The sequence below is a fragment of the Pseudomonas sp. GM55 genome (assembly GCF_000282395.1).
Lineage (GTDB): Bacteria > Pseudomonadota > Gammaproteobacteria > Pseudomonadales > Pseudomonadaceae > Aquipseudomonas > Aquipseudomonas fluorescens_CC.
Map to the genome: position 1 here is coordinate 45,072 of NZ_AKJJ01000061.1, position 19,349 is coordinate 64,420.

The window sequence follows — 19,349 nt, forward strand, 5'->3', positions numbered from 1 at the left end:
CTGTAGGAGCCGGCTTGCTGGCGAAGCGGTCTTGAGCTTTACATTGCCCCTTCGATCGCCATCGCTGGCAAGCCAGCGCCTACAAGGGATTGGTAGTGGGATCAAAGCACCGGCAACGTCTTGTCCTTGATCACCTTGGTCGAGCCGTTGGCCTTCACGCTGGCGATGCCTTTCTCCATGGCGGCATCGGAGGAATAGGCCTCGCTGCTGCCGATGATCTCGTGGTTACCCGCCTTGAGGTTGAAATACGGATGGCCATCCTTGGTGGTTTTCTTCTCGTAACGCTCATCCAGCGGGCTGTTGGCCTGGACCGAGGCGATGCCTTTGTCGGCGGCGGCGTGGGTGGTGTACAGCTCGCTGGTCAGGATAGTCTCGGCGTTGGCCGCCTTGAGGACAAACCTGAACTGGCCATTGCTGCTTTTGCTCACTTCATACCATCCGGACATGCTTTTTCTCCTGGGCGATTGAGAGATTGCGCGCTTCACAGTAAAGACCAGCCCGGGATTTCTGTCGCCTGTACGGCCCCCTTCGCGGGCAAGCCCGCTCCTACAGGGATTACGCTGAACCCGTGGGAGCGGGCTTGGTCCGGGCGGCGATCCGACGAAAAGGTCGACGCAGTTTTGACTACTTCACCACCGCCCGCACCACCGACAACTCCGGCACCTGAGCCCGCCGCTGACTCAGATACCGCGTACAACTCACCCGCAGGAACGAGGCGAAATTGACCACCTCGCCGCGATAGTCCATCACTTCTTCATACAGCTTGGCGATCAACTGATTGGTGGTCATGCCGTCGACCTCGGCGATTTCGCGGAGGATGTCCCAGAACTGATTTTCCAGGCGCAGGGTGGTGACCACCCCGCAGATGCGCAGCGAACGGGAGCGCGATTCGTAAAGAATCGGGTCGGCTTTGACGTACAGCTCGCACATGGACATGTCCCTCGTTACAGCGTGATTTTTGTACCCAGCAACCCCAGGAAACCGGCCAGCCAGTTCGGGTGTGCAGGCCAGGCCGGAGCCGTGGCCAGATTGCCCTGAACGTGGCCGTCCGTCACCGGAATATCGATATACGTACCGCCCGCCAGCCGCACTTCCGGAGCGCAGGCCGGATAAGCGCTGCATTCGCGACCCTCGAGAACACCCGCTGCCGCCAGCAGCTGCGCGCCATGGCACACGGCGGCGATCGGTTTGCCGGCCTTGTCGAAGGCTCTCACCAACTCCAGGACTTTTTCGTTCAGCCGCAGGTATTCCGGCGCACGACCGCCAGGCACCAGCAACGCGTCATAATCCTTGGCGTCGACTTTGGCGAAATCGAAATTCAGGGCGAACAGGTGACCTGGTTTCTCGCTGTAGGTCTGGTCCCCTTCAAAGTCATGGATCGCGGTGCGCACGGTTTTACCGGCTGCCTTGTCCGGGCATACGGCGTGAACCGTATGACCGACCATTTGCAGGGCCTGGAACGGCACCATCACTTCGTAGTCTTCGACGTAATCGCCGACCAGCATCAGGATTTTTTTTGCGGCCATGGGGAGCACTCCTCTGATAACAATAAAAATCAACCATCACATAATAGTCAAATCTCGAATTTGCGCGACAACTACCACCCCTTACTTCTCAGACAACTATTTCAACCAAAAAGCGCATTGAAAAAAATCGAAACACCAAACAACACGACCAGCAAATCAAATCAATCAATACTCACAAAACTCAACTTAGAAGTTGATAAATACAAACAGCCATTCCAAGGAAAAATCATGAGTACTGACACTTCAATCTCAACATCCGAAACAACACGCACGCCAAGCTATAAGTTAAACAGTTGGATGGGAGATCTTCATTCCCGTATCGGCCACCTTAGAATCGGCCAGCTCAGCCTGGCAGGCGCCCATAACAGCGGAATGGATAAAGAAGCACCTTATTGGAATTCCTACATCACCTGTCAGGATCGCAGCTTTCGCCATATGCTCGACAACGGCATTCGATCCTTCGACTTCCGTATCAGATGGTACTTCGGTAGAGGAGAAGACAGTGATGCCTTTTACTTCTTTCACAAACAGGACTCCGGCAGAACTTTCAAGGAAGCGATGCTTGCCCTGAATTATTTCTGGCTGGAAAACAGGGGTGAACTGATTATCATCGACCTGCAGAAAATCGTCTCTTCAAGCAACAGAGCAGTACCTTATCGATCGCTCTATAATGCAATCATGCGTGATCACGGATGGAAGTTATTGCCACGCTCTGCAGCGTCCTTATCAATTGATCAAATCAAAAAACAATATCCTGGACGACACCTGATTATTGCAGCGCCGACTGAACTGGCTAACCTGGACACTACTTATTTCTGGGAAAGAATCACCGGCAGATGGATCGGGAAAGATCTCAGCAATGCCACAGAGCTGAAGGCATACATCACCGAGGTCATGCGTAATCCACCGTCAAATAGCATGCCCTGGTCGATGTCCGCGACAACTTACAATTGGCTTGGGCCAGGCCACATTGGAAACGAACTCAGCAGCTGGTACAGCACCCATGGCGAGTGGCAACAAAAGAGCAGCATCATCAGCTTCGACTTTTGCACCCGCACAAACTTTGTTCACAACTGCATTCAGTCGAACCTGACCAAGAAATAAAGGACCTCCCCCCCAGTCTGAAAGCAGAAAAAGCAGCGAATGATCCGTACAGCGATGGGCGATGCCCGTAACTGTACGGATAACTCTGCACTCAGCTGTAACAGGGCGTTGCCAATGGTTTGTGGCTAGATGAAGGCACTGTCACCTCGATTCTGGTTGCCATCATGTCTTCACGCGAGAACACCGGCATGGCCCTGGGCCTGCTCGGGGTTGTGATCTTCAGCCTCACCCTGCCCTTCACTCGCATCGTGGTGCAAGAACTGCATCCGTTGCTCAATGGCCTCGGCCGCGCGCTGTTCGCGGCGATTCCGGCAGCGGCGCTGTTGCTCTGGCGACGGGAGAAGTGGCCGACCTGGCAGCAAGTCAAAGGTCTGAGCCTGGTGATCGCCGGGGTGATTCTCGGTTTCCCGGTGCTCTCGGCCTGGGCCATGCAAACCTTGCCGGCGTCCCACGGTGCGCTGGTCAACGGTTTACAGCCGCTGTGCGTGGCGCTGTACGCCGCGTGGTTGTCCCATGAGCGACCTTCGAAAGCCTTCTGGGCCTGTGCCGCATTGGGCAGTGCGTTGGTGCTCGGTTATGCACTGATCAGCGGTGCCGGCAGCATTCAGGCCGGTGACTTGCTGATGCTTGGCGCCATTGCAGTGGGTGGGCTGGGGTACGCCGAGGGAGGCCCGACTGGCCAGGGAGATGGGCGGCTGGCAGGTGATCTGCTGGGCGCTGGTGCTGTCGACGCCGCTGCTGATCGGCCCCGTGGTGTACCTGGCGTTGCAGCATCAGGGTGCAGTATCGGCGAAAACCTGGTGGGCCTTTGGCTACGTCTCGCTGTTTTCGCAGTTCATCGGCTTCTTTGCCTGGTACGCCGGGCTGGCCATGGGCGGCATTGCCCGGGTCAGTCAGATCCAGTTGCTGCAGATCTTCTTCACCATTGCCTTCTCGGCACTGTTCTTCGGTGAACATGTGCAGCCGATTACCTGGCTGTTTGCTGGCGGGGTGATCGTGACGGTGATGCTGGGACGCAAGACTGCGGTGCGCCCGGCGCAACCGGGCACATTACCGGCCGGAGTTCAGGTCAAACCTTAGCCGCGAGGTAGCCGTCAGCGCGCAGCAACGTTTCCAGGCAATGCTCGGTGATGTGGTAGAAATCCTTCAGCTCCTGGATTTTCGCCAACAGTTGAGTCGGATCCACCGGCTCGGCGCGCTTGACCGCCAGGATCATCTTGTTCTTGTTGGTGTGGTCCAGTGAGATGAACTCGAACACCTTGGTCTCGTAACCGCAGGCCTCAAGGAACAACGCACGCAAACTGTCGGTGACCATCTCCGCCTGCTGGCCCAGGTGCAAGCCGTATTGCAGCATCGGTTTGAGCAGCGCCGGGCTCTGGATTTGCAGGCGGATCTGTTTGTGGCAGCACGGCGAACACATGATGATCGACGCGCCCGAACGGATGCCGGTGTGGATCGCATAGTCGGTGGCGATATCGCAGGCATGCAGGGCAATCATCACGTCCAGTTCGCTCGGCGCCACGCTGCGCACGTCCCCGCACTTGAACACCAGGCCGGGGTGTTCGAGCCTGGCGGCCGCGGTGTTGCACAGGGTGACCATGTCTTCGCGCAGCTCGACGCCGGTCACTTCGCCTTCGGCCTTCAAGGTGTTGCGCAGGTAATCGTGGATGGCGAAGGTCAGGTACCCCTTGCCCGAACCGAAGTCCGCCACACGCACCGGTTTGTCCAGCGCCAGGGGTGACGAGGTCAGCGCATGACTGAACACTTCGATGAACTTGTTGATCTGCTTCCACTTGCGCGACATCGCCGGGATCAGCTCATGCTGCTTGTTGGTCACACCCAGGTCGGTGAGAAACGGCCGGCTCAGGTCAAGAAAACGGTTTTTCTCACGGTTGTGCTCGGCCGATGGCGCTTCGCGCAATTGCTGAGGTTTGCTCTTGAACAGCGATGACTTGCCCTTTTTGCTGTATTCGAGCTGGGCTTCGTCGGTCAACGACAACAAATGCGCATTTTTGAACGACGTCGGCAGCAGCCCGGCAATGCTCGCCACGCCTTCGGCCAGCGGCAGGTTCCTGGTGATATCGCGAGTCTTGTAGCGGTAGACAAAAGACAGGCAAGGCTGCGCCTTGACCGTCACCGGCTTGATGATGATCCGCTGCAGGTCCGTTTCATCGCCCGCGTACTTGGCCAGCACCAGCTTGATGAATGCATTGTGCTCGAGGCTGGTTTGCAGCAGGTCGATGAACTGGGCGTGATGATCCGGCGCGAGGCTGGCGGGAGTGGCAGTGACGGACATGGAAAAACGGCCTCAGGCGGTGCAGATCAGGGAATGCCGGGTATTTTAGGGGGGATGAGGGTTTTGGGCACGGGGTTATTTCGTGCCAGGTCCCGATGCGCAGCCCAGGACCTGAATTGCCCCCCCTTGATTCTCAGGGTTCCACCAACCGAAGCTTGCGACTGCTCGGCGAGTTGATGATGAATTTGACGATCAATCCCACCGGTACCGCCCAGGTCAGACCATTGGCCGGGTCAGTCACCACGGCGACGGTTTCGGAGCTTGCGGCGAGGTCCAGACGTCGGCGGTCATTACTGGATTTTAGTATTCCATAAGCATGGCTAACCAGCTTTTCCGCCAGATGCATGGGCACATCAATGCCTTCCAGGTGCTTCACTGCACGACAGAACAGCACTTGGTCATCGATAAATCCATCGCTTTCATGCCGAACCAGAAACGCCTGAGCGATGGCCAATAGCTCCTCTTTCAACTCCGTGTTTTCTTCGACTGTATCCATGCTCACGACTGCTGTGGGGTGTCAGCCGACAGTACACTCTGTACAACAGGCCGGGCGGCGCGACGCAAGTCCGGTCCGGCGCACGGCAGACGTACAGAGGGGTTGGGCATTCCACTGGGCGACAGTTCATGGGTCATTTCAAATTCGGCCCGCACCGACCAGCCACAGGCTTCCGATGTGCATTGCAGGTAGGCCACCCGCAGGAAAATATGCCGCCCCTCGCTGGTTCGGATACGCATGCGGTTCAAGCAGTGCGGACATACCATTTTATAAGTACTCATGCTTGATTCCTGGCGGTCATCTGGTGGTAATCGACTGAATCAAACGCAATACTGCTTGAAACATTGGTCTCTGCTGTTCGGTCTAGCGAAAAACATTTGCCCGTCAAAAGGAAGTGCAATGGGTGGATGCGTATTGGGTGTGATCCATGCTCGTAGGAAATCACCCTGATACCATTAGGAAGTTTCGACATCGTATTCTTCTGATTCATAGTTGATGATTGATTACTCACAAGAAAAAAAGTACTCATTACGCATACGTTAGGCACTCGAAAAGCATATGTCAAAAGGAAGAGGCTCAAATTGCGTAGCAAAAAATCACAAGATGTTCTGGCGCGTCTAAAACAGATTACCGGAACAAAAACCGATGCATCCTTATCTTCAGCACTAAAGATCAGCCCGCAAACCCTCAGCAGCTGGAAGGGCCGCGACAGCACGCCATACTCAATATGCATAGAAATCGCCCAGACTCGCGGCATCTCTCTTGACTGGTTGCTACTGGGTGAAGGCCCTATCCGGCGACCAGCACCGACCGGGCCGTTCGAAAGCTCACAGGAAAGCACGACTCGGGAAAACACCATTCTCGCGTTGTGGCGATTGCTCGATGAAGATGACCGTTGCGCCATACAAAACACATTGGAAGAAAAGCGACGCCTGCGTGATCTGGAGCTCAAACTTTCGGAAATGGCCTCTGTCCTTTCATCACTTCAACATCCAAACGAAACGTGAAACCACAGACAGTCTCAAGCTCATTATTTCAACGCGTGCCACAACACCATGATGTTTCCGCCACTACGAATAATGACTGCACATGACAAAACGCTCATGACGGTGTGCCACGGGCTCACCGGTACAAATGCCAGTAGTACATCCATGCCGGCAATGCATGACGCCCCACCGAGCAGACTGGTCAATAGTCCATCGCGCCAACAGTGACGTTCTTCGTCGCGCTGATAACACGCCAGCCTGAGGGCACTCAGTAGATGAGCAACGCCAGTTACAAGAATCAGCGCAACCATTTCATTGCCCATTACCCTCGCCCCCTGAAGTGACGCATGATTTCGCCGAGACCGGCACCATCGATCCACTGCATGATTTTGATACTGATCGGAATCACGATCAGCGCACAGAAAAACGCCGTCACGCCTGTAGTCAGGAAAGGGGCCAGCTGCAGCGCGACAGGCGTAAAAAGATAGCCAACACCTGCCGACAACAACCAGGAGCCCATTCGCTGCCACGCCTTGAAGTTGCCGCGAGTGGTAGTAACCAGCCACGCCCCCAGCGCTGCACCAAACAGTGCCTCGCCATCAATCGCCGGCAACGTTGCGATACCCAGCCCCAACAAAAGCCCGCTGAAACTGTTGTAGGCCGAATCACTCAGATTCATGAACACCTCGCGCAACCGTCTTGCCGATGCTGATGGCACCCAACTCGATGGCTTTGAGCAACGCGGCACTGCGGGAGTTAACGGCGAACTTGCGGCGGATATTGGAGAAGTGGAAATTGACCGTGGATTCCGAGCAATTCTGAATCCGGGCGATTTCCCAGGACGTTTTACCTTTGAACAACCACATTAAGGTTTGCGTCTCCTTCGCGGTCAGTTGCGCCGGTGGCTGATCTTCCTCGCCATCGGGTACTGCATCGGAAAAAGAGTCACACGTTTGATGCTCAGGCATGAAATTCCCTCTACGTCAGAACGCCCGTCACAGAGCGCTAGCTGTTAGAGAGAGATGTTGAAGAGAAGAACGGACTCGGACAACACGTGGCCTTTGTACCCTTGCGCGCGACAAACCGCTCTATATCAAGGGTTAGCCGAGCACCACCAACCGGTTCGGCAACTCATTGCGCACATGGGTCACGGGCACATGCACCTTGAGCAGCTCGCCGCAGGCTTCGATACAACTGACAAACCCTTGCAGCGTCTGCCCCTGCTTCACCTGCTGGGTGAACGTGGCGACGATGGCGTCCCAGTTCTTGTTGTCCAGGCGACTGGATATGCCCTCATCCACCAGGATCTCCACATAACGCTCGGCCTCGGAAACGAAAATCAGCACGCCGGTGCGGCCTTCGGTGTGGTGCAGGTTCTGCTCCAGAAACTGTCGGCGCGCCAGGTTCGAGGCGCGCCAGTGGCGCACCGAGCGCGGGATCAGATGGGTGGTGACTTTCGGCAGACGGAACACCAGGCACAGGACGATGAAGAGGGCCCATTGCACCATCAGCAGGCTGTGCATGGTCAGCCAACCGGTAAGGTAATGCACGATGCCCGGCACCAGCAGCGCCAGCAGGCTGGCCCATAGCAACGGGATGTACGCATAGTCGTCGGCGCGGGCCGCGAGCACGGTCACCAGTTCTGCATCGGTATCGCGCTCGACCCGGGCAATGGCCTCGGCAACTTTGCGCTGTTCGTGTTCAGTCAGTAATGCCATGTCGTGAATTGCCTGCTCGTTTTTATTATCACCAGCCGCCGGACGAACCGCCCCCGCCGAAACTGCCCCCGCCGCCGCTGAAGCCTCCTCCTCCACCGCCGCCAAATCCACCACCGCCAAAGCCGCCCCCGGATCCACCGGAGCCGCCCCGGCCGGCGGGAAGGATACCGAGCATCTGGCACACAAAAACAGTCAGGATGAACAACATCACCAAAAACACCAACAACCCGGGATGCCGCGAGACGAAATCGTCCCCCGGATCGCCCCTGGATTCATACGCGGTCGACGGTTCGTCCAAGGGGTTGCCGCCCAGCACCACCAGCATCGCCGCCACGCCGTCACTGATACCTTTACTGAAGTTGCCGGTCTTGAACGCCGGGGTGACGACCCGGTTGATGATCACCGAACTCTGGGCGTCCGTCAGTCGGTCCTCCAGGCCGTAGCCGACTTCAATGCGCAGTTTGCGCTCGTTGCGGGCGACGATCAGCAAGGCGCCGTTGTTCTTGTCCTTCTGCCCGATGCCCCAGTGACGCCCCAGTTGATAACCGAAGTCGGCGATGTCGGTGCCTTGCAAATCCGGCAAAGTCACTACCACAAGCTGTTCGCCGGTGGCTTGCTCATGGGCCTGAAGTTGCCGGGTGAGTTGCTCGCGCACCGATGGCTCGATCATCTGCGCGTTGTCGACCACCCGTCCGGTCAGCGCCGGGAAGCTCAGCTCGGCCCGGGCCGTGATCGTCACCACCCACAACAACAGCAACAGGCCTGTTTTCAGGACGCGCATGGGCAACCTCTTGCGTGGTGACGCCGATTACCGCTGTTCAGAATTTGACCTCGGGGGCCTTTTCCGCCCCTGGTGTGGCTTCGAAGGTCTCGCGAACCGGCAGATTGCTGTACATCACGCTGTGCCACAGGCGTCCGGGGAACGTGCGGATCTCGGTGTTGTATTTCTGCACCGCGAGGATGAAATCCCGCCGGGCCACGCTGATCCGGTTCTCGGTGCCTTCGAGCTGCGATTGCAAGGCGAGGAAGTTCTGGTTGGCCTTCAGGTCCGGATAACGCTCGGAAACCACCATCAAACGGCTCAAGGCGCCACTCAGTTGATCCTGGGCCTGCTGGTACTGCTTGAGTTTTTCCGGGTTGTCGAGGGTCGAGGCATCCACCTGGATCGACGTGGCTTTGGCCCGGGCCTCAATGACCGCAGTCAATGTCTCTTCTTCATGCCTGGCGTAGCCCTTGACGGTTTCCACCAGGTTGGGAATCAGGTCGGCGCGCCGCTGATACTGGTTCTGCACCTGGCCCCAGGCGGCCTTGGCCTGTTCATCGAGCGTCGGGATGTTGTTGATGCCGCAGGCTGTCAGCAACGTGGCCAGCACCAGCAGCGTGACGACCTGCAAACGCGAACGGTAGGTTGGACTTACATTCATCAGAATGACGCTCCCTTGTACATTTCATGAAAAAACCGACCGTGAATCCTTCTGAGCCGGGTCTTGGGGCATAATCGCCCGCGCCTCTGGATTGCAACGGGCCGATGGGCTAAAAAGAGGCCCTGCGCAAAAACGCATCCGCCCGCTGGCTGTCGTTTTTGGCTCTGGTTTGTTGAGCCGGCACCCGAACAACAATAGACGCTCCCTAAATTTTGGCTGGCCGGCGTGTACATCGCCGTTTGGGCCCTTGAGAAAACTATTCATGAAGAAGCTGTGTTTGCTGGGCCTGTTCGTCAGCCTGGCCAGTCATAACGTATTGGCCGCCACGACCCCCGCACCCCTGGAGAACAAGGAAGCCTTCGTCAGCAACCTGATGAAGCAAATGACCCTCGATGAAAAAATCGGCCAGTTGCGCCTGATCAGTATCGGCCCGGAAATGCCGCGCGAAATGATCCGCAAGGAAATCGCGGCAGGCAACATCGGCGGTACGTTCAACTCGATCACCCGCCCGGAAAACCGGCCGATGCAGGACGCGGCCATGCGCAGCCGCCTGAAGATCCCGATGTTCTTCGCCTACGACGTGATCCACGGCCACCGCACCATTTTCCCGATCCCGCTGGCCCTGGCCTCGAGCTGGGACATGGACGCCATCGGCCTGTCCGGGCGCATCGCCGCCAAGGAAGCCGCGGCTGACAGCCTCGACATTACCTTCGCGCCGATGGTCGACATCTCCCGCGACCCGCGTTGGGGCCGTACTTCCGAAGGCTTCGGCGAAGATACCTACCTGGTGTCGCGCATTGCCGGCGTGATGGTCAAGGCGTTCCAGGGGACTGGCGCGAACGCGGCCGACAGCATCATGGCCAGCGTCAAGCACTTCGCCCTGTACGGCGCCGTCGAGGGTGGCCGCGACTACAACGTGGTCGACATGAGCCCGGTCAAGATGTACCAGGATTACCTGCCGCCGTACCGCGCCGCCATCGATGCCGGCGCTGGCGGGGTCATGGTCGCGCTGAACTCGATCAACGGCGTACCGGCCACGGCCAACACCTGGCTGATGAACGACCTGCTGCGCAAGGAATGGGGCTTCAAGGGCCTGGCGGTCAGCGACCACGGGGCGATATTCGAGCTGATCAAGCACGGCGTTGCCGCCGATGGTCGCGAAGCGGCGAAGCTGGCGATCAAGGCCGGCATCCACATGAGCATGAACGACACCCTGTACGGCAAAGAACTGCCTGGGTTGCTGAAGTCCGGCGAGATCCAGCAGAGCGACATCGACAACGCCGTGCGCGCGGTACTGGAAGCCAAGTACGACATGGGCCTGTTCAAGGACCCGTACCTGCGTATTGGCAAGGCCGAGGATGATCCGGCCGACACCTACGCCGACAGCCGCCTGCACCGTGCCGAGGCCCGTGATGTGGCGCGCCGCAGCATGGTGTTGCTGAAGAACCGGAACGAAACCCTGCCACTGAACAAGACCGCGAAAATCGCCCTGGTCGGCCCGCTGGCCAAGGCCCCCATCGACATGATGGGCAGTTGGGCCGCCGCCGGCAGGCCGGCGCAATCGGTGACCCTGTTCGACGGCATGACCAACGCCCTGGGCGACAAGTCGACACTGATCTACGCCCGTGGCGCCAACATCACCAGCGACCCGAAAATCCTCGGTTACCTGAACTTCCTCAACTTCGATGCGCCGGAAGTGGTGGATGATCCGCGCCCGGCGAACGTGCTGATCGATGAAGCAGTAAAAGCAGCCAAGGAGGCTGACGTCGTGGTGGCAGCAGTCGGCGAATCCCGTGGCATGTCCCACGAATCGTCGAGCCGCACCGACCTCAACATCCCGGAAAACCAGCGCGAGCTGATCCGTGCCCTGAAAGCCACCGGCAAACCGCTGGTGCTGGTGTTGATGAACGGCCGTCCACTGACGATCCTCGAAGAGAAAGAACAGGCCGACGCGATCCTGGAAACCTGGTTCACCGGCACCGAGGGCGGCAACGCCATCGCCGATGTGCTGTTCGGCGACTACAACCCGTCGGGCAAACTGCCGATCACCATCCCGCGTTCGGTAGGCCAGATTCCGACCTACTATAACCACCTGACCATTGGCCGGCCGTTCACCCCGGGTAAACCGGGCAACTACACCTCGCAGTATTTCGATGACACCACAGGTCCCCTGTACCCGTTCGGTTACGGCCTGAGCTACACCGACTTCAGCCTGAGCGACATGGCGCTGTCGTCGACCACGCTGAACAAGACCGGCAAGCTCGACGCCAGCGTCACGGTGAAAAACACCGGCAAGCGTGACGGCGAAACCGTGGTGCAGTTGTACATCCAGGACGTGGCCGGCTCGATGATCCGCCCGATCAAGGAACTGAAGAACTTCCAGAAAGTGATGCTCAAGGCCGGCGAACAGAAGGTCGTGCACTTCACCATCACCGAGGACGACCTGAAGTTCTACAACACCCAGCTCAAGTACGCGGCAGAGCCGGGCAAGTTCAACGTGCAGATCGGCCTGGATTCAGCGGACGTGACGCAGCAGAGTTTTGAGTTGCTGTAACTATTCCAGACACCCAGAAACATTGTGGGAGCTGGCTTGCCAGCTCCCACAATGTTTCTGGGTGTAGCGACTATCCCCGCCGATTCAGCAGATTCACCACCACCCGATCCACCCATCCCCACACCCGCTGCTTGACCCGCCGCCACAGTGGCCGTCGCTTCCATTCTTCCAGGCTGACTTGCTGGCTCAGGGCGAAGTCGTTCTCGAAACTCGCGGCTACCGCTCGGGTCAATCCAGGGTCCAGTGCTTCCAGGTTGGCTTCCAGGTTGAAGCGCAGATTCCAGTGATCGAAGTTGCACGAGCCGATGCTCACCCAATCATCGATCAGGACCATTTTCAGGTGCAGGAAACACGGCTGGTATTCGTAGATCTTCACCCCGACCCTGAGCAGCCGCGGGTAGTAGCGATGGCCTGCGTAACGCACGGATGGGTGATCGGTACGGGGGCCGGTCAGCAGCAAGCGCACATCGACGCCCCGGGCAGCCGCCCGGCGCAGGGAACGGCGGACTTTCCAGGTCGGCAAAAAGTACGGCGTGGCCAGCCAGATCCGTCGATGGCCGCTGTTCAGGGCGCGCACCAGCGATTGTAGAATGTCCCGGTGTTGACGGGCGTCGGCATACGCCACCCGCCCCATACCCTCGCCCTGGGACGGCACACGGGGTAATCGCGGCAAGCCGAAATGCGAGGCCGGTCGCCAGGCACGTCGATGGCGGTTGGCAATCCACTGTCGATCGAACAGCAGCTGCCAGTCGAGCACCAGCGGGCCGGTGATTTCCACCATCACTTCGTGCCATTCGCTGACGTCTTCGCCCGGCGTCCAGAACTCATCCGTGACACCTGTGCCGCCGACCACGGCCAGGCTCTGGTCCACCAGCAGCAGCTTGCGGTGATCGCGGTAAAAGTTGCCGACCCAACGTCGCCAACTCAGGCGATTATAAAAACGCAGCTCCACACCGGTAGACATCAGGCGCTGACGCAAGGCCAGGGTGAAGGCGAGGCTGCCGTAATCATCGAACAGGCAGCGCACCCGCACACCGCGCTCGGCGGCCTGCACCAAGGCCTGGACCATGGCTTCGGCACAGGCGCCCGCCTCCACCAGATACAGCTCCAGCTCGACCTGCTCTTCAGCCCGGGCAATCGCCACCAGCATGCGCGGAAAAAACTGCGGACCGTCGACCAGCAGTTCGAAATGGTTGCCTTCACGCCAGGGAAAAACCGGACCGGCCATGTCAGCGCGCCGTGAAAATCAGTACCGCACCCACCGGTACCGACAGACTGATCGCCGACAGATCGGCCATCTTGCGCAATGCTTCCAGGCCGGGAGCCAAATCGAAATCTTCGGCGTTGATCACCAGCGGCTCGAGGGTCACCACCTGAAAGCGCCGGTCATCCAGACGGGTCGCCAGCAGTTGGGCCTGGTACTCACGCTGTTTGCCGTGCAGGTCGACCTTCAGCGGCAGGCGCAACTCCAGCTGTGCGCCGGGAGCGAGGTCGTTGATCGGGCGCAGATCGATTTTCGTGGTGATCAAGGCGTCGGGAAACCGGTCGATCTGGAACAGTGCCTTGCGCATGCGCTCATCGCGCAACGGAACGCCGCTATTGATCGACTCCAGTTCGACTTCCACCTGCGCCAGCCCCTCGGGATCGACCTTGCCGTGCAGCACCAGAAAACGCTGCACTTCCGAGACATTGGCATTTTTGGTACTGACAAACGACAGGCGCGAAGACTCGCCATCGAGGTACCAATCGGCACGGGCCGACAAAGCGGCGCCAGCCAGCAGCAGGAAGGCGAGGGGTTGGAGGGTGGAGCGCATCAACATAGAGACTCGTGGGGCAGATAAACCTGTGCTGAACCTTAACTGGGTTGTCACAAGTTGCAAACTTTCTATTGCCCTTTGAACTCATTCCCCCTCGCCACAAAAAGCCTTGCCCTCACCCTGGATTCCATTCGTATTCAAGGCTGCAAGCGACAGCCCTGGCGCTCGCCGATCCACACGGCGCTGTTGCTGCGGCCCATGCCGCTGACCGCTACGCGCTTGCCGGTCGGGTCATCGGTAAAGCTGCTGGCGGGCAGCCACTGTTTCACATAACGGTGGCAGTACTCGACGTCGTTGTTCATCACGTAGCGGCACGAACAGTATTCCTTGGCCGTGTACGCGCTGATGATGTCGGGGAACGCCCACAGTGCCAGCCGTTCGTGCCAGCTCCAGCCGAGCAAGGCGATCAGCAGGATCAGCAACAGGGAACTCACCGGTCGACGGCGAATGAAACCGGTCATGGCTGCACCTTCCCGGCAAAGGCGTTGAGCGCGAGCTTGAGCAATTCGTTGTGCCGGTAACTGCCGTCGCGGTCATCGCCGTAGCGGACGATCACCAGGTGTTCACTGGGGATCACATACATCGCCTGCCCCCAATGACCCAGCGCGGCGAAGGTGTCGGCCGGGGCATCGGGCCAGGGTCGTGCCATGCCCTCAACAGCTCGATTGAGCCACCATTGCCCGCCAGGAACGGCATCGTCCTGATGGGCGTGATAGTGAGCGAACGGTTCGCGGTTGAACGTGACCCAGTCCTTGGGCAGCAGTTGTTTGTCTCCCCAGCGACCCTCGCGGTCCATCAACAGACCGACCCGGGCCAGATCCCGTGCAGTGAGGTAGGCATAGGACGAAGCGACGAAAGTGCCCGTGGCATCGGTTTCCCAGACGGCGTGGCGAATGCCCAGCGGTTCGAACAATGCAGCCCACGGATAGTCGGGATAGCGGCTGGGGCCGACGATGGTTTTCAGCGCAGCGGACAACAGGTTGCTGTCTCCGCTGGAGTAGCGAAATGCCTGGCCCGGCGCCGCGTACGCAGCATGGGCTGCGGTGAACGCGGCCATGTCGTGGTAACCGCGGGTGTAGAGCATGGCCACCACCGAAGACTTCAGCGGTGCGTATTCATAGTCCTCCTGCCAATCCAGGCCCGAGGCCCAGTGCAGCAGGTCGGCCATGGTCATGTCGGGATGCTTTTGCAGGGGCGGATAAAACTTCGCCACCGGGTCGTCGAGCTTGAACAAGCCTTCGCCGTAGGCCACGCCGAGGACCGTGGCCATCAGACTCTTGCTGATCGACCAGGTCAGGTGCGGCGTCTCGGCCGTCGTCGGACCGGCGTAGCGCTCGTAGAGCAACTGGCCGTCGCGGATCACCAGCAAGGCATCGGTGCGAATGCCCTGGCGTGTGCTGTCATCGCGAGATGGGAAGGCGTAGACCTCCAGGGCTTGAAGCGCCGGGCCGGTCGGTGTCGGGGCGGTCGGCCATTGCTCGGCGGGCCAATATTCGGCCCGGGCCGTGAAACTGAGCAACAGCATGAAAATCAGGGACAAGCCTTTGGGCATGGCGGGGGCTCGGAGATTGAACTGGCTGAGCCTAATCGAGGTTGATGACAGTTTTGGAGTTTGTGTTGCCTTTGAAGGCGCCTTCGCTGGCAAGCCAGCTCCTACAGGTCATCATCACCCCTGTAGGAGCTGGCTTGCCAGCGAAGAGGCCAGTCAGGGCAACGCAGATTCCGCCAACGCCTTGGCCAACCGCTTGCCCCGCGCCCCCGCCGCCAACTCCATCACCGCTCGGTCGCGCTGCCACATCGCCGCCCACTCTTGAGGCCCTGCAGCCAGTGCCTCGTTCACTTCAGCCTTGAGCCCTTCGAACTGTGCAAACAACCCGCCCAGCACCACATGCCCGGCCAGGCTGGTCGGTGGCTGGCGGCTGGTTTCCGCGCACCCGGCCAACAACCCCAACAGGCGCAATTGCAAGGATTGCGGCCAGGCACAGTCCTGGCCGATGCCATACAACCAAGCCGTCATGGCGCTCAGTACATAGATGTCTTCCAGTGTGCGGAACGGTTTGACGTAGGCATCCCAGCCATCCCCCGCGAGCAACTCGCACTGCGCGTTATCCAGATACAACCGGCCATGGCTGATGTCCGGCATCAACGGGATCGGCACCAGTTTTTCAACGCGCACACCCGGTTCATCGCGATAGATCACCGCCAGGCTCAAACGCGGATCGGCGCCGGGTGCCTCGCTGCGCGCCGCCACCAGCAGCCAGTCGGCGGCATCCCCGGCGGTGACGAAATCCTTGCGTCCGCTCAGGCGCAAACCGCTCACCCGGGTTTGCATGTCGGCCGGGCGCAGGCTGCGCTGTTCGGTGGCGCACAACGCGCCCAGGCTCAGTGGCGCGCTCGGCCAGAGCATGCGCAAGGCCGCTTGATAGCCCACCAGAAATGCCAGCCCCGGCGTCGCCATCAGCCGCCCGCCGAGCACGGCCAATTCAAACGGCGTGACCGCTCCCAACTGCTGCAGCAAAGTCGCGAAACCTTCGGCCAGATCCGGGTTGGCGGGCAAGCGATCACGGCGGTTCAACAGGGTTTGCCAGGGCATAGGGGGCTCCTTGAGGGCTGTCATATAAGCATCACCAAAGCTTAATGGCGATGACACCGGGGCTACATAGCCTGACTTTGCACAACACGGCTAGACAAAGAAAGTCGATTCGCTGTAGCCCAAAGACGGGTGAGCAGCCCGCACGGAGATTCGCCATGACTCAGATCGCCCGCATCAGCGACACCGGCAACGAACGCCGCCTGCAAGCCGAACGCCTGGTGGGCGCCGTGGCGCTGCAGGAAGCCCAGGCCTTGCGCTTCAACGTGTTCAGCGGCGAATTCAACGCCAGGCTCAAGGGCGCTGAACTGGGTCTGGACATGGATGACTACGACGTTCACTGCGCCCACATCGGTGTGCGTGACTTGAACACCGGGCGTCTGGTGGCGACCACCCGCTTGCTCGACCACACCGCTGCCAGCAGCCTGGGCAGGTTTTACAGCGAAGAAGAATTCAGCCTCCACGGCCTGGTGCACCTGCAGGGCCCTATCCTGGAAATCGGTCGCACCTGCGTCGACCCGGCCTACCGCAACGGCGGCACCATTGCCGTGCTCTGGGGCGAACTGGCCGAAGTCCTGAACCAGGGCGGCTACAGCTACCTGATGGGTTGCGCGAGCATTCCGATGCAGGATGGCGGCGTGCAGGCACACGCGATCATGCAGCGTCTGCGCGAACGCTACCTGTGCACCGAACACCTGCGCGCCGAGCCGAAGAACCCGCTGCCAAGCCTGGACATCCCGTCGAACGTGATTGCCGAAATGCCACCGCTGCTCAAGGCCTACATGCGCCTGGGCGCGAAGATCTGCGGCGAGCCATGCTGGGACGAAGACTTCCAGGTCGCCGACGTGTTCATCCTGCTCAAGCGCGACGAACTCTGCCCGCGCTACGCCAAACACTTCAAGGCGGCTGTGTAATGAGCCGGTTGCGCGTATACGCGCGAATCGCGCGAGTGCTGATGGTGGTGACGCTGGGCCTGGGCATGGCCAGTGTGTTCGGGGTATTCGAGCGCCTGGGCATGGCCCATTCGATGGCGCGCCGGCAACGCTGGTCGCGGTTTTTCATGGCCCGCCTGAGCAACGCCTTGCCCTTTGACGTGACCGTCCACGGCGAGCTGCCGAAGGCACCGATGCTCTGGGTCAGCAACCACGTGTCCTGGACCGACATCCCGCTGCTGGGCATGCTCACGCCGCTGTCGTTCCTGTCCAAGGCCGAAGTGCGCACCTGGCCAGTGGCCGGCTGGTTGGCGGCCAAGGCCGGCAGCCTGTTCATCCGCCGCGGCTCGGGTGACAGCCAGTTGATCCGCAAGCAGATGACCCGCCACCTGGAACAAGCCTACCCGCTGCTGATGTTCCCGGAAGGCACCACCACCGATGGCCGTTCGCTGCGTACCTTCCATGGTCGCCTGCTGTCCGCCGCCATCGATTCCGAAGTGGCGATGCAGCCGGTAGCGATTCGTTATGTGCGTGACGGCGAGCCTTGCGCGCTGGCGCCGTTCATTGGCGACGATGATCTGCTCTCGCACCTGATGCGCCTGTTCGCCAATGACCGTGGCGGCGTGGAGATTCATCTGCTCAAGCCAATCGAGTGCCAGGGCCGGGAACGCGCGGCACTGGCGTTCGAGGCGCAGCAGGCGGTGCAGAAGGCGTTGTTCGGGGCTGTGGTTGAACCTCAGCGAGCACCGATGCGCCCTGCCATCGCGGCGTAAACACATGCCCCCCTGTAGGAGCGAGCTTGCTCGCTCCTACAGGGGTTTTATGTTGTTGGATAGTTCCGGGCAAAATCCTGCAGCTGCGGATAGAACAACCGAAAGTCCTCGCTCAACGGTTCATACAACCGCCGCAACTCTTGCATCGCCGCCGCCAGTTCCTCCGGCCGGGTCAGGCGTCGCGAGATCCCGCGCAATACCTGCTCCAGCACTTCGAACTCCCGATAAGAACCCAACCAGTCATTGGCCACCATGTGCGGCGCAATCTGCGCCAGCCGCCCCGGCAATTGCCGTTCGCTGGACAGCACCCGGTAAACGTCCGAGGTAAACAACGCCAGGGGCCGGTCGGCATACAGCGCCCAGTCCCGGGCCAGGCAATGGTCGAAAAACACGTCGAGCACGATCCCCGCGTAGCGACGACGGGTCAGGGAAAAACGCGACAACGCGACATCCACCAGCGGATGGCGATCGGTGAACACGTCGATGCTGCGGTGCAACTGGATGGCCCCCTCGATTTCCGGAGCGAACTGCCCTTGCAGCCGTCCCTTGACGAAATCGCCATACAGACTGCCGAGCAATTGGCCAGGACGCTGGCCACCGAGGTGAAGATGTGCGAGATAGTTCATGGGCGCAGCTTAGCACTGCCCCATTGCCTTGTTACACTCAACATATCGTTATAACTCGATATACCGAAATGTGAGCTGGTCAGAGCCAAATCATATTTGTATATCGCGAAATACCGATTTAAAGTTCGCTTCATCGCGATATAGCGTTTTAAACATCACGAGCCCACATCATGACCATCAATCTCGACGAAATAATAAAAGCCCTGGCACACCCAGTCCGGCGAGACATCCTGCACTGGCTCAAGGACCCGACCGTCGAATTTCCCGACCAGTCCCACAGTAACGAGCACGGCGTTTGCGCCGGGCAGATCGATCAGCGTTGCGGCCTGTCGCAATCCACGGTGTCCGCACACCTGGCGACCCTGCAACGCGCCGGCCTGATCAGCAGCCGCAAAGTCGGCCAGTGGCATTTCTTCAAACGCAACGAGGAAACCATCCAGGAGTTCCTCAAAACCTTCAGTAAAGAGCTCTGACCCTTAACGTCAGCCAGCTTAAAAAAGGAATTAC

Annotated in this window: 24 protein-coding genes and 1 pseudogene; 7 read left to right on the forward strand and 18 right to left on the reverse strand. The window is 59.5% G+C overall.

The features are described from left to right. Positions 1-101: 101 nt before the first annotated feature. The 3 genes from PMI31_RS17020 to PMI31_RS17030 all read right to left on the reverse strand — a co-directional run bounded on the left by PMI31_RS17020 (position 102) and on the right by PMI31_RS17030 (position 1,526). Positions 102-446 (reverse strand): YegP family protein, encoded by a 345-nt coding sequence (locus tag PMI31_RS17020; RefSeq protein ID WP_007999360.1) that lies wholly within the window; start codon positions 444-446, stop codon positions 102-104. 178 nt (positions 447-624) lie between these two features. Next, positions 625-930 carry a ribbon-helix-helix domain-containing protein gene (locus PMI31_RS17025; RefSeq protein ID WP_008019413.1) on the reverse strand — a complete coding sequence of 102 codons (306 nt, stop codon included), beginning with the start codon at positions 928-930 and terminating at the stop codon, positions 625-627. Between the two features lie 14 nt (positions 931-944). Continuing rightward, positions 945-1,526: a DJ-1/PfpI family protein gene (locus PMI31_RS17030; RefSeq protein ID WP_008019414.1), complete on the reverse strand. Its 582-nt coding sequence runs from the start codon at positions 1,524-1,526 to the stop codon at positions 945-947. Positions 1,527-1,643: 117 nt separating this feature from the next. On the opposite strand from PMI31_RS17030, the gene PMI31_RS30035 reads away from it, so the two are divergent. Beyond that, complete coding sequence (locus PMI31_RS30035; RefSeq protein WP_157213286.1) at positions 1,644-2,630, forward strand: hypothetical protein; 987 nt, start codon at positions 1,644-1,646, stop codon at positions 2,628-2,630. A gap of 164 nt (positions 2,631-2,794) precedes the next feature. Beyond that, positions 2,795-3,710 (forward strand): annotated as a pseudogene (locus PMI31_RS17040) (DMT family transporter). On the opposite strand, the gene PMI31_RS17045 reads toward PMI31_RS17040, so the two are convergent. The 3 genes from PMI31_RS17045 to PMI31_RS30040 form a co-directional block, all read right to left on the reverse strand. Further along, positions 3,700-4,926: a class I SAM-dependent methyltransferase gene (locus tag PMI31_RS17045; RefSeq protein WP_008019419.1), complete on the reverse strand. Its 1,227-nt coding sequence runs from the start codon at positions 4,924-4,926 to the stop codon at positions 3,700-3,702. The pseudogene PMI31_RS17040 and the gene PMI31_RS17045 overlap by 11 nt on opposite strands. 133 nt (positions 4,927-5,059) lie before the next feature. Then, the gene (locus PMI31_RS17050; protein ID WP_008019421.1) at positions 5,060-5,422 is read right to left on the reverse strand and encodes a hypothetical protein; all 363 of its coding nucleotides are present in this window, start codon (positions 5,420-5,422) and stop codon (positions 5,060-5,062) included. 2 nt (positions 5,423-5,424) lie between these two features. Further along, complete coding sequence (locus PMI31_RS30040; RefSeq protein ID WP_008019422.1) at positions 5,425-5,703, reverse strand: ogr/Delta-like zinc finger family protein; 279 nt, start codon at positions 5,701-5,703, stop codon at positions 5,425-5,427. 300 nt (positions 5,704-6,003) lie between these two features. On the opposite strand from PMI31_RS30040, the gene PMI31_RS30045 reads away from it, so the two are divergent. After that, positions 6,004-6,429, forward strand: coding sequence for a helix-turn-helix domain-containing protein (locus PMI31_RS30045; protein WP_081500318.1), 426 nt, complete (start codon positions 6,004-6,006; stop codon positions 6,427-6,429). Positions 6,430-6,452: 23 nt separating this feature from the next. Here PMI31_RS30045 and PMI31_RS17055 read toward each other — a convergent pair whose 3' ends face one another. The 6 genes from PMI31_RS17055 to PMI31_RS17080 form a co-directional block, all read right to left on the reverse strand. Further along, positions 6,453-6,731 carry a phage holin family protein gene (locus PMI31_RS17055; RefSeq protein ID WP_008019424.1) on the reverse strand — a complete coding sequence of 93 codons (279 nt, stop codon included), beginning with the start codon at positions 6,729-6,731 and terminating at the stop codon, positions 6,453-6,455. Further along, positions 6,731-7,087: a putative holin gene (locus tag PMI31_RS17060; protein ID WP_008019425.1), complete on the reverse strand. Its 357-nt coding sequence runs from the start codon at positions 7,085-7,087 to the stop codon at positions 6,731-6,733. Before PMI31_RS17060 ends, PMI31_RS17055 begins: the two co-directional genes overlap by 1 nt. Next, a complete protein-coding gene (locus PMI31_RS17065; RefSeq protein WP_008019426.1) occupies positions 7,074-7,376 on the reverse strand; it encodes a helix-turn-helix transcriptional regulator in 303 nt (100 codons plus the stop codon). Before PMI31_RS17065 ends, PMI31_RS17060 begins: the two co-directional genes overlap by 14 nt. 132 nt (positions 7,377-7,508) lie before the next feature. After that, a complete protein-coding gene (locus PMI31_RS17070; protein WP_008019427.1) occupies positions 7,509-8,126 on the reverse strand; it encodes a TPM domain-containing protein in 618 nt (205 codons plus the stop codon). 28 nt (positions 8,127-8,154) lie between these two features. After that, positions 8,155-8,907 (reverse strand): TPM domain-containing protein, encoded by a 753-nt coding sequence (locus tag PMI31_RS17075; RefSeq protein WP_008019428.1) that lies wholly within the window; start codon positions 8,905-8,907, stop codon positions 8,155-8,157. Between the two features lie 37 nt (positions 8,908-8,944). Beyond that, positions 8,945-9,550, reverse strand: a complete 606-nt coding sequence (locus PMI31_RS17080) for a LemA family protein (protein WP_008019429.1) — start codon at positions 9,548-9,550, stop codon at positions 8,945-8,947. 262 nt (positions 9,551-9,812) lie between these two features. Between PMI31_RS17080 and bglX the strand changes: the two genes are divergently transcribed. Further along, positions 9,813-12,104 (forward strand): beta-glucosidase BglX, encoded by a 2,292-nt coding sequence (gene bglX, locus PMI31_RS17085; RefSeq protein ID WP_008019430.1) that lies wholly within the window; start codon positions 9,813-9,815, stop codon positions 12,102-12,104. A gap of 70 nt (positions 12,105-12,174) precedes the next feature. Here bglX and PMI31_RS17090 read toward each other — a convergent pair whose 3' ends face one another. From PMI31_RS17090 to PMI31_RS17110, 5 genes are all read right to left on the reverse strand, one after another. Next, complete coding sequence (locus tag PMI31_RS17090) at positions 12,175-13,332, reverse strand: phospholipase D-like domain-containing protein (RefSeq protein ID WP_008019432.1); 1,158 nt, start codon at positions 13,330-13,332, stop codon at positions 12,175-12,177. A 1-nt stretch (position 13,333) separates the two neighbouring features. Next, on the reverse strand, positions 13,334-13,924 hold the full coding sequence (locus tag PMI31_RS17095; protein ID WP_008019433.1) for a YceI family protein: 591 nt from the start codon (positions 13,922-13,924) through the stop codon (positions 13,334-13,336). A gap of 134 nt (positions 13,925-14,058) precedes the next feature. Continuing rightward, positions 14,059-14,382 (reverse strand): hypothetical protein, encoded by a 324-nt coding sequence (locus PMI31_RS17100; RefSeq protein WP_008019435.1) that lies wholly within the window; start codon positions 14,380-14,382, stop codon positions 14,059-14,061. Then, a complete protein-coding gene (locus tag PMI31_RS17105) occupies positions 14,379-15,473 on the reverse strand; it encodes a serine hydrolase domain-containing protein (RefSeq protein WP_008019437.1) in 1,095 nt (364 codons plus the stop codon). The genes PMI31_RS17100 and PMI31_RS17105 overlap by 4 nt, the downstream gene beginning before the upstream one ends. Before the next feature lie 153 nt (positions 15,474-15,626). Further along, positions 15,627-16,514: an acyl-CoA dehydrogenase family protein gene (locus tag PMI31_RS17110; protein WP_008019438.1), complete on the reverse strand. Its 888-nt coding sequence runs from the start codon at positions 16,512-16,514 to the stop codon at positions 15,627-15,629. Positions 16,515-16,669: 155 nt separating this feature from the next. Between PMI31_RS17110 and olsB the strand changes: the two genes are divergently transcribed. Next, the gene (olsB, locus tag PMI31_RS17115) at positions 16,670-17,425 is read left to right on the forward strand and encodes an L-ornithine N(alpha)-acyltransferase (RefSeq protein WP_008019440.1); all 756 of its coding nucleotides are present in this window, start codon (positions 16,670-16,672) and stop codon (positions 17,423-17,425) included. After that, positions 17,425-18,216 carry a lysophospholipid acyltransferase family protein gene (locus tag PMI31_RS17120; protein WP_008019441.1) on the forward strand — a complete coding sequence of 264 codons (792 nt, stop codon included), beginning with the start codon at positions 17,425-17,427 and terminating at the stop codon, positions 18,214-18,216. Before olsB ends, PMI31_RS17120 begins: the two co-directional genes overlap by 1 nt. A gap of 47 nt (positions 18,217-18,263) precedes the next feature. Here the strand turns inward: PMI31_RS17120 and PMI31_RS17125 are convergent, their stop codons facing one another. Beyond that, on the reverse strand, positions 18,264-18,842 hold the full coding sequence (locus PMI31_RS17125; protein WP_008019442.1) for an acyl carrier protein phosphodiesterase: 579 nt from the start codon (positions 18,840-18,842) through the stop codon (positions 18,264-18,266). A gap of 170 nt (positions 18,843-19,012) precedes the next feature. On the opposite strand from PMI31_RS17125, the gene PMI31_RS17130 reads away from it, so the two are divergent. Further along, on the forward strand, positions 19,013-19,315 hold the full coding sequence (locus tag PMI31_RS17130) for an ArsR/SmtB family transcription factor (RefSeq protein WP_008019443.1): 303 nt from the start codon (positions 19,013-19,015) through the stop codon (positions 19,313-19,315). Positions 19,316-19,349: the final 34 nt, after the last annotated feature.

Excerpts from the sequence above, each read along its gene's own strand:
- PMI31_RS17065 (WP_008019426.1), bottom strand. The coding sequence starts at position 7,376 with ATGCCTGAGCATCAAACGTGTGACTCTTTTTCCGATGCAGTACCCGAT.
- PMI31_RS17060 (WP_008019425.1), bottom strand. The coding sequence starts at position 7,087 with ATGAATCTGAGTGATTCGGCCTACAACAGTTTCAGCGGGCTTTTGTTG.
- olsB (WP_008019440.1), top strand. The coding sequence starts at position 16,670 with ATGACTCAGATCGCCCGCATCAGCGACACCGGCAACGAACGCCGCCTG.
- PMI31_RS17025 (WP_008019413.1), bottom strand. The coding sequence starts at position 930 with ATGTGCGAGCTGTACGTCAAAGCCGACCCGATTCTTTACGAATCGCGC.
- PMI31_RS17105 (WP_008019437.1), bottom strand. The coding sequence starts at position 15,473 with ATGCCCAAAGGCTTGTCCCTGATTTTCATGCTGTTGCTCAGTTTCACG.
- PMI31_RS17130 (WP_008019443.1), top strand. The coding sequence starts at position 19,013 with ATGACCATCAATCTCGACGAAATAATAAAAGCCCTGGCACACCCAGTC.
- PMI31_RS17080 (WP_008019429.1), bottom strand. The coding sequence starts at position 9,550 with ATGAATGTAAGTCCAACCTACCGTTCGCGTTTGCAGGTCGTCACGCTG.
- PMI31_RS30040 (WP_008019422.1), bottom strand. The coding sequence starts at position 5,703 with ATGAGTACTTATAAAATGGTATGTCCGCACTGCTTGAACCGCATGCGT.
- bglX (WP_008019430.1), top strand. The coding sequence starts at position 9,813 with ATGAAGAAGCTGTGTTTGCTGGGCCTGTTCGTCAGCCTGGCCAGTCAT.
- PMI31_RS17020 (WP_007999360.1), bottom strand. The coding sequence starts at position 446 with ATGTCCGGATGGTATGAAGTGAGCAAAAGCAGCAATGGCCAGTTCAGG.
- PMI31_RS17050 (WP_008019421.1), bottom strand. The coding sequence starts at position 5,422 with ATGGATACAGTCGAAGAAAACACGGAGTTGAAAGAGGAGCTATTGGCC.
- PMI31_RS17095 (WP_008019433.1), bottom strand. The coding sequence starts at position 13,924 with ATGTTGATGCGCTCCACCCTCCAACCCCTCGCCTTCCTGCTGCTGGCT.
- PMI31_RS17110 (WP_008019438.1), bottom strand. The coding sequence starts at position 16,514 with ATGCCCTGGCAAACCCTGTTGAACCGCCGTGATCGCTTGCCCGCCAAC.
- PMI31_RS17090 (WP_008019432.1), bottom strand. The coding sequence starts at position 13,332 with ATGGCCGGTCCGGTTTTTCCCTGGCGTGAAGGCAACCATTTCGAACTG.
- PMI31_RS17120 (WP_008019441.1), top strand. The coding sequence starts at position 17,425 with ATGAGCCGGTTGCGCGTATACGCGCGAATCGCGCGAGTGCTGATGGTG.
- PMI31_RS17030 (WP_008019414.1), bottom strand. The coding sequence starts at position 1,526 with ATGGCCGCAAAAAAAATCCTGATGCTGGTCGGCGATTACGTCGAAGAC.
- PMI31_RS17125 (WP_008019442.1), bottom strand. The coding sequence starts at position 18,842 with ATGAACTATCTCGCACATCTTCACCTCGGTGGCCAGCGTCCTGGCCAA.
- PMI31_RS17055 (WP_008019424.1), bottom strand. The coding sequence starts at position 6,731 with ATGGGCAATGAAATGGTTGCGCTGATTCTTGTAACTGGCGTTGCTCAT.
- PMI31_RS17075 (WP_008019428.1), bottom strand. The coding sequence starts at position 8,907 with ATGCGCGTCCTGAAAACAGGCCTGTTGCTGTTGTTGTGGGTGGTGACG.
- PMI31_RS17100 (WP_008019435.1), bottom strand. The coding sequence starts at position 14,382 with ATGACCGGTTTCATTCGCCGTCGACCGGTGAGTTCCCTGTTGCTGATC.
- PMI31_RS17070 (WP_008019427.1), bottom strand. The coding sequence starts at position 8,126 with ATGGCATTACTGACTGAACACGAACAGCGCAAAGTTGCCGAGGCCATT.
- PMI31_RS17045 (WP_008019419.1), bottom strand. The coding sequence starts at position 4,926 with ATGTCCGTCACTGCCACTCCCGCCAGCCTCGCGCCGGATCATCACGCC.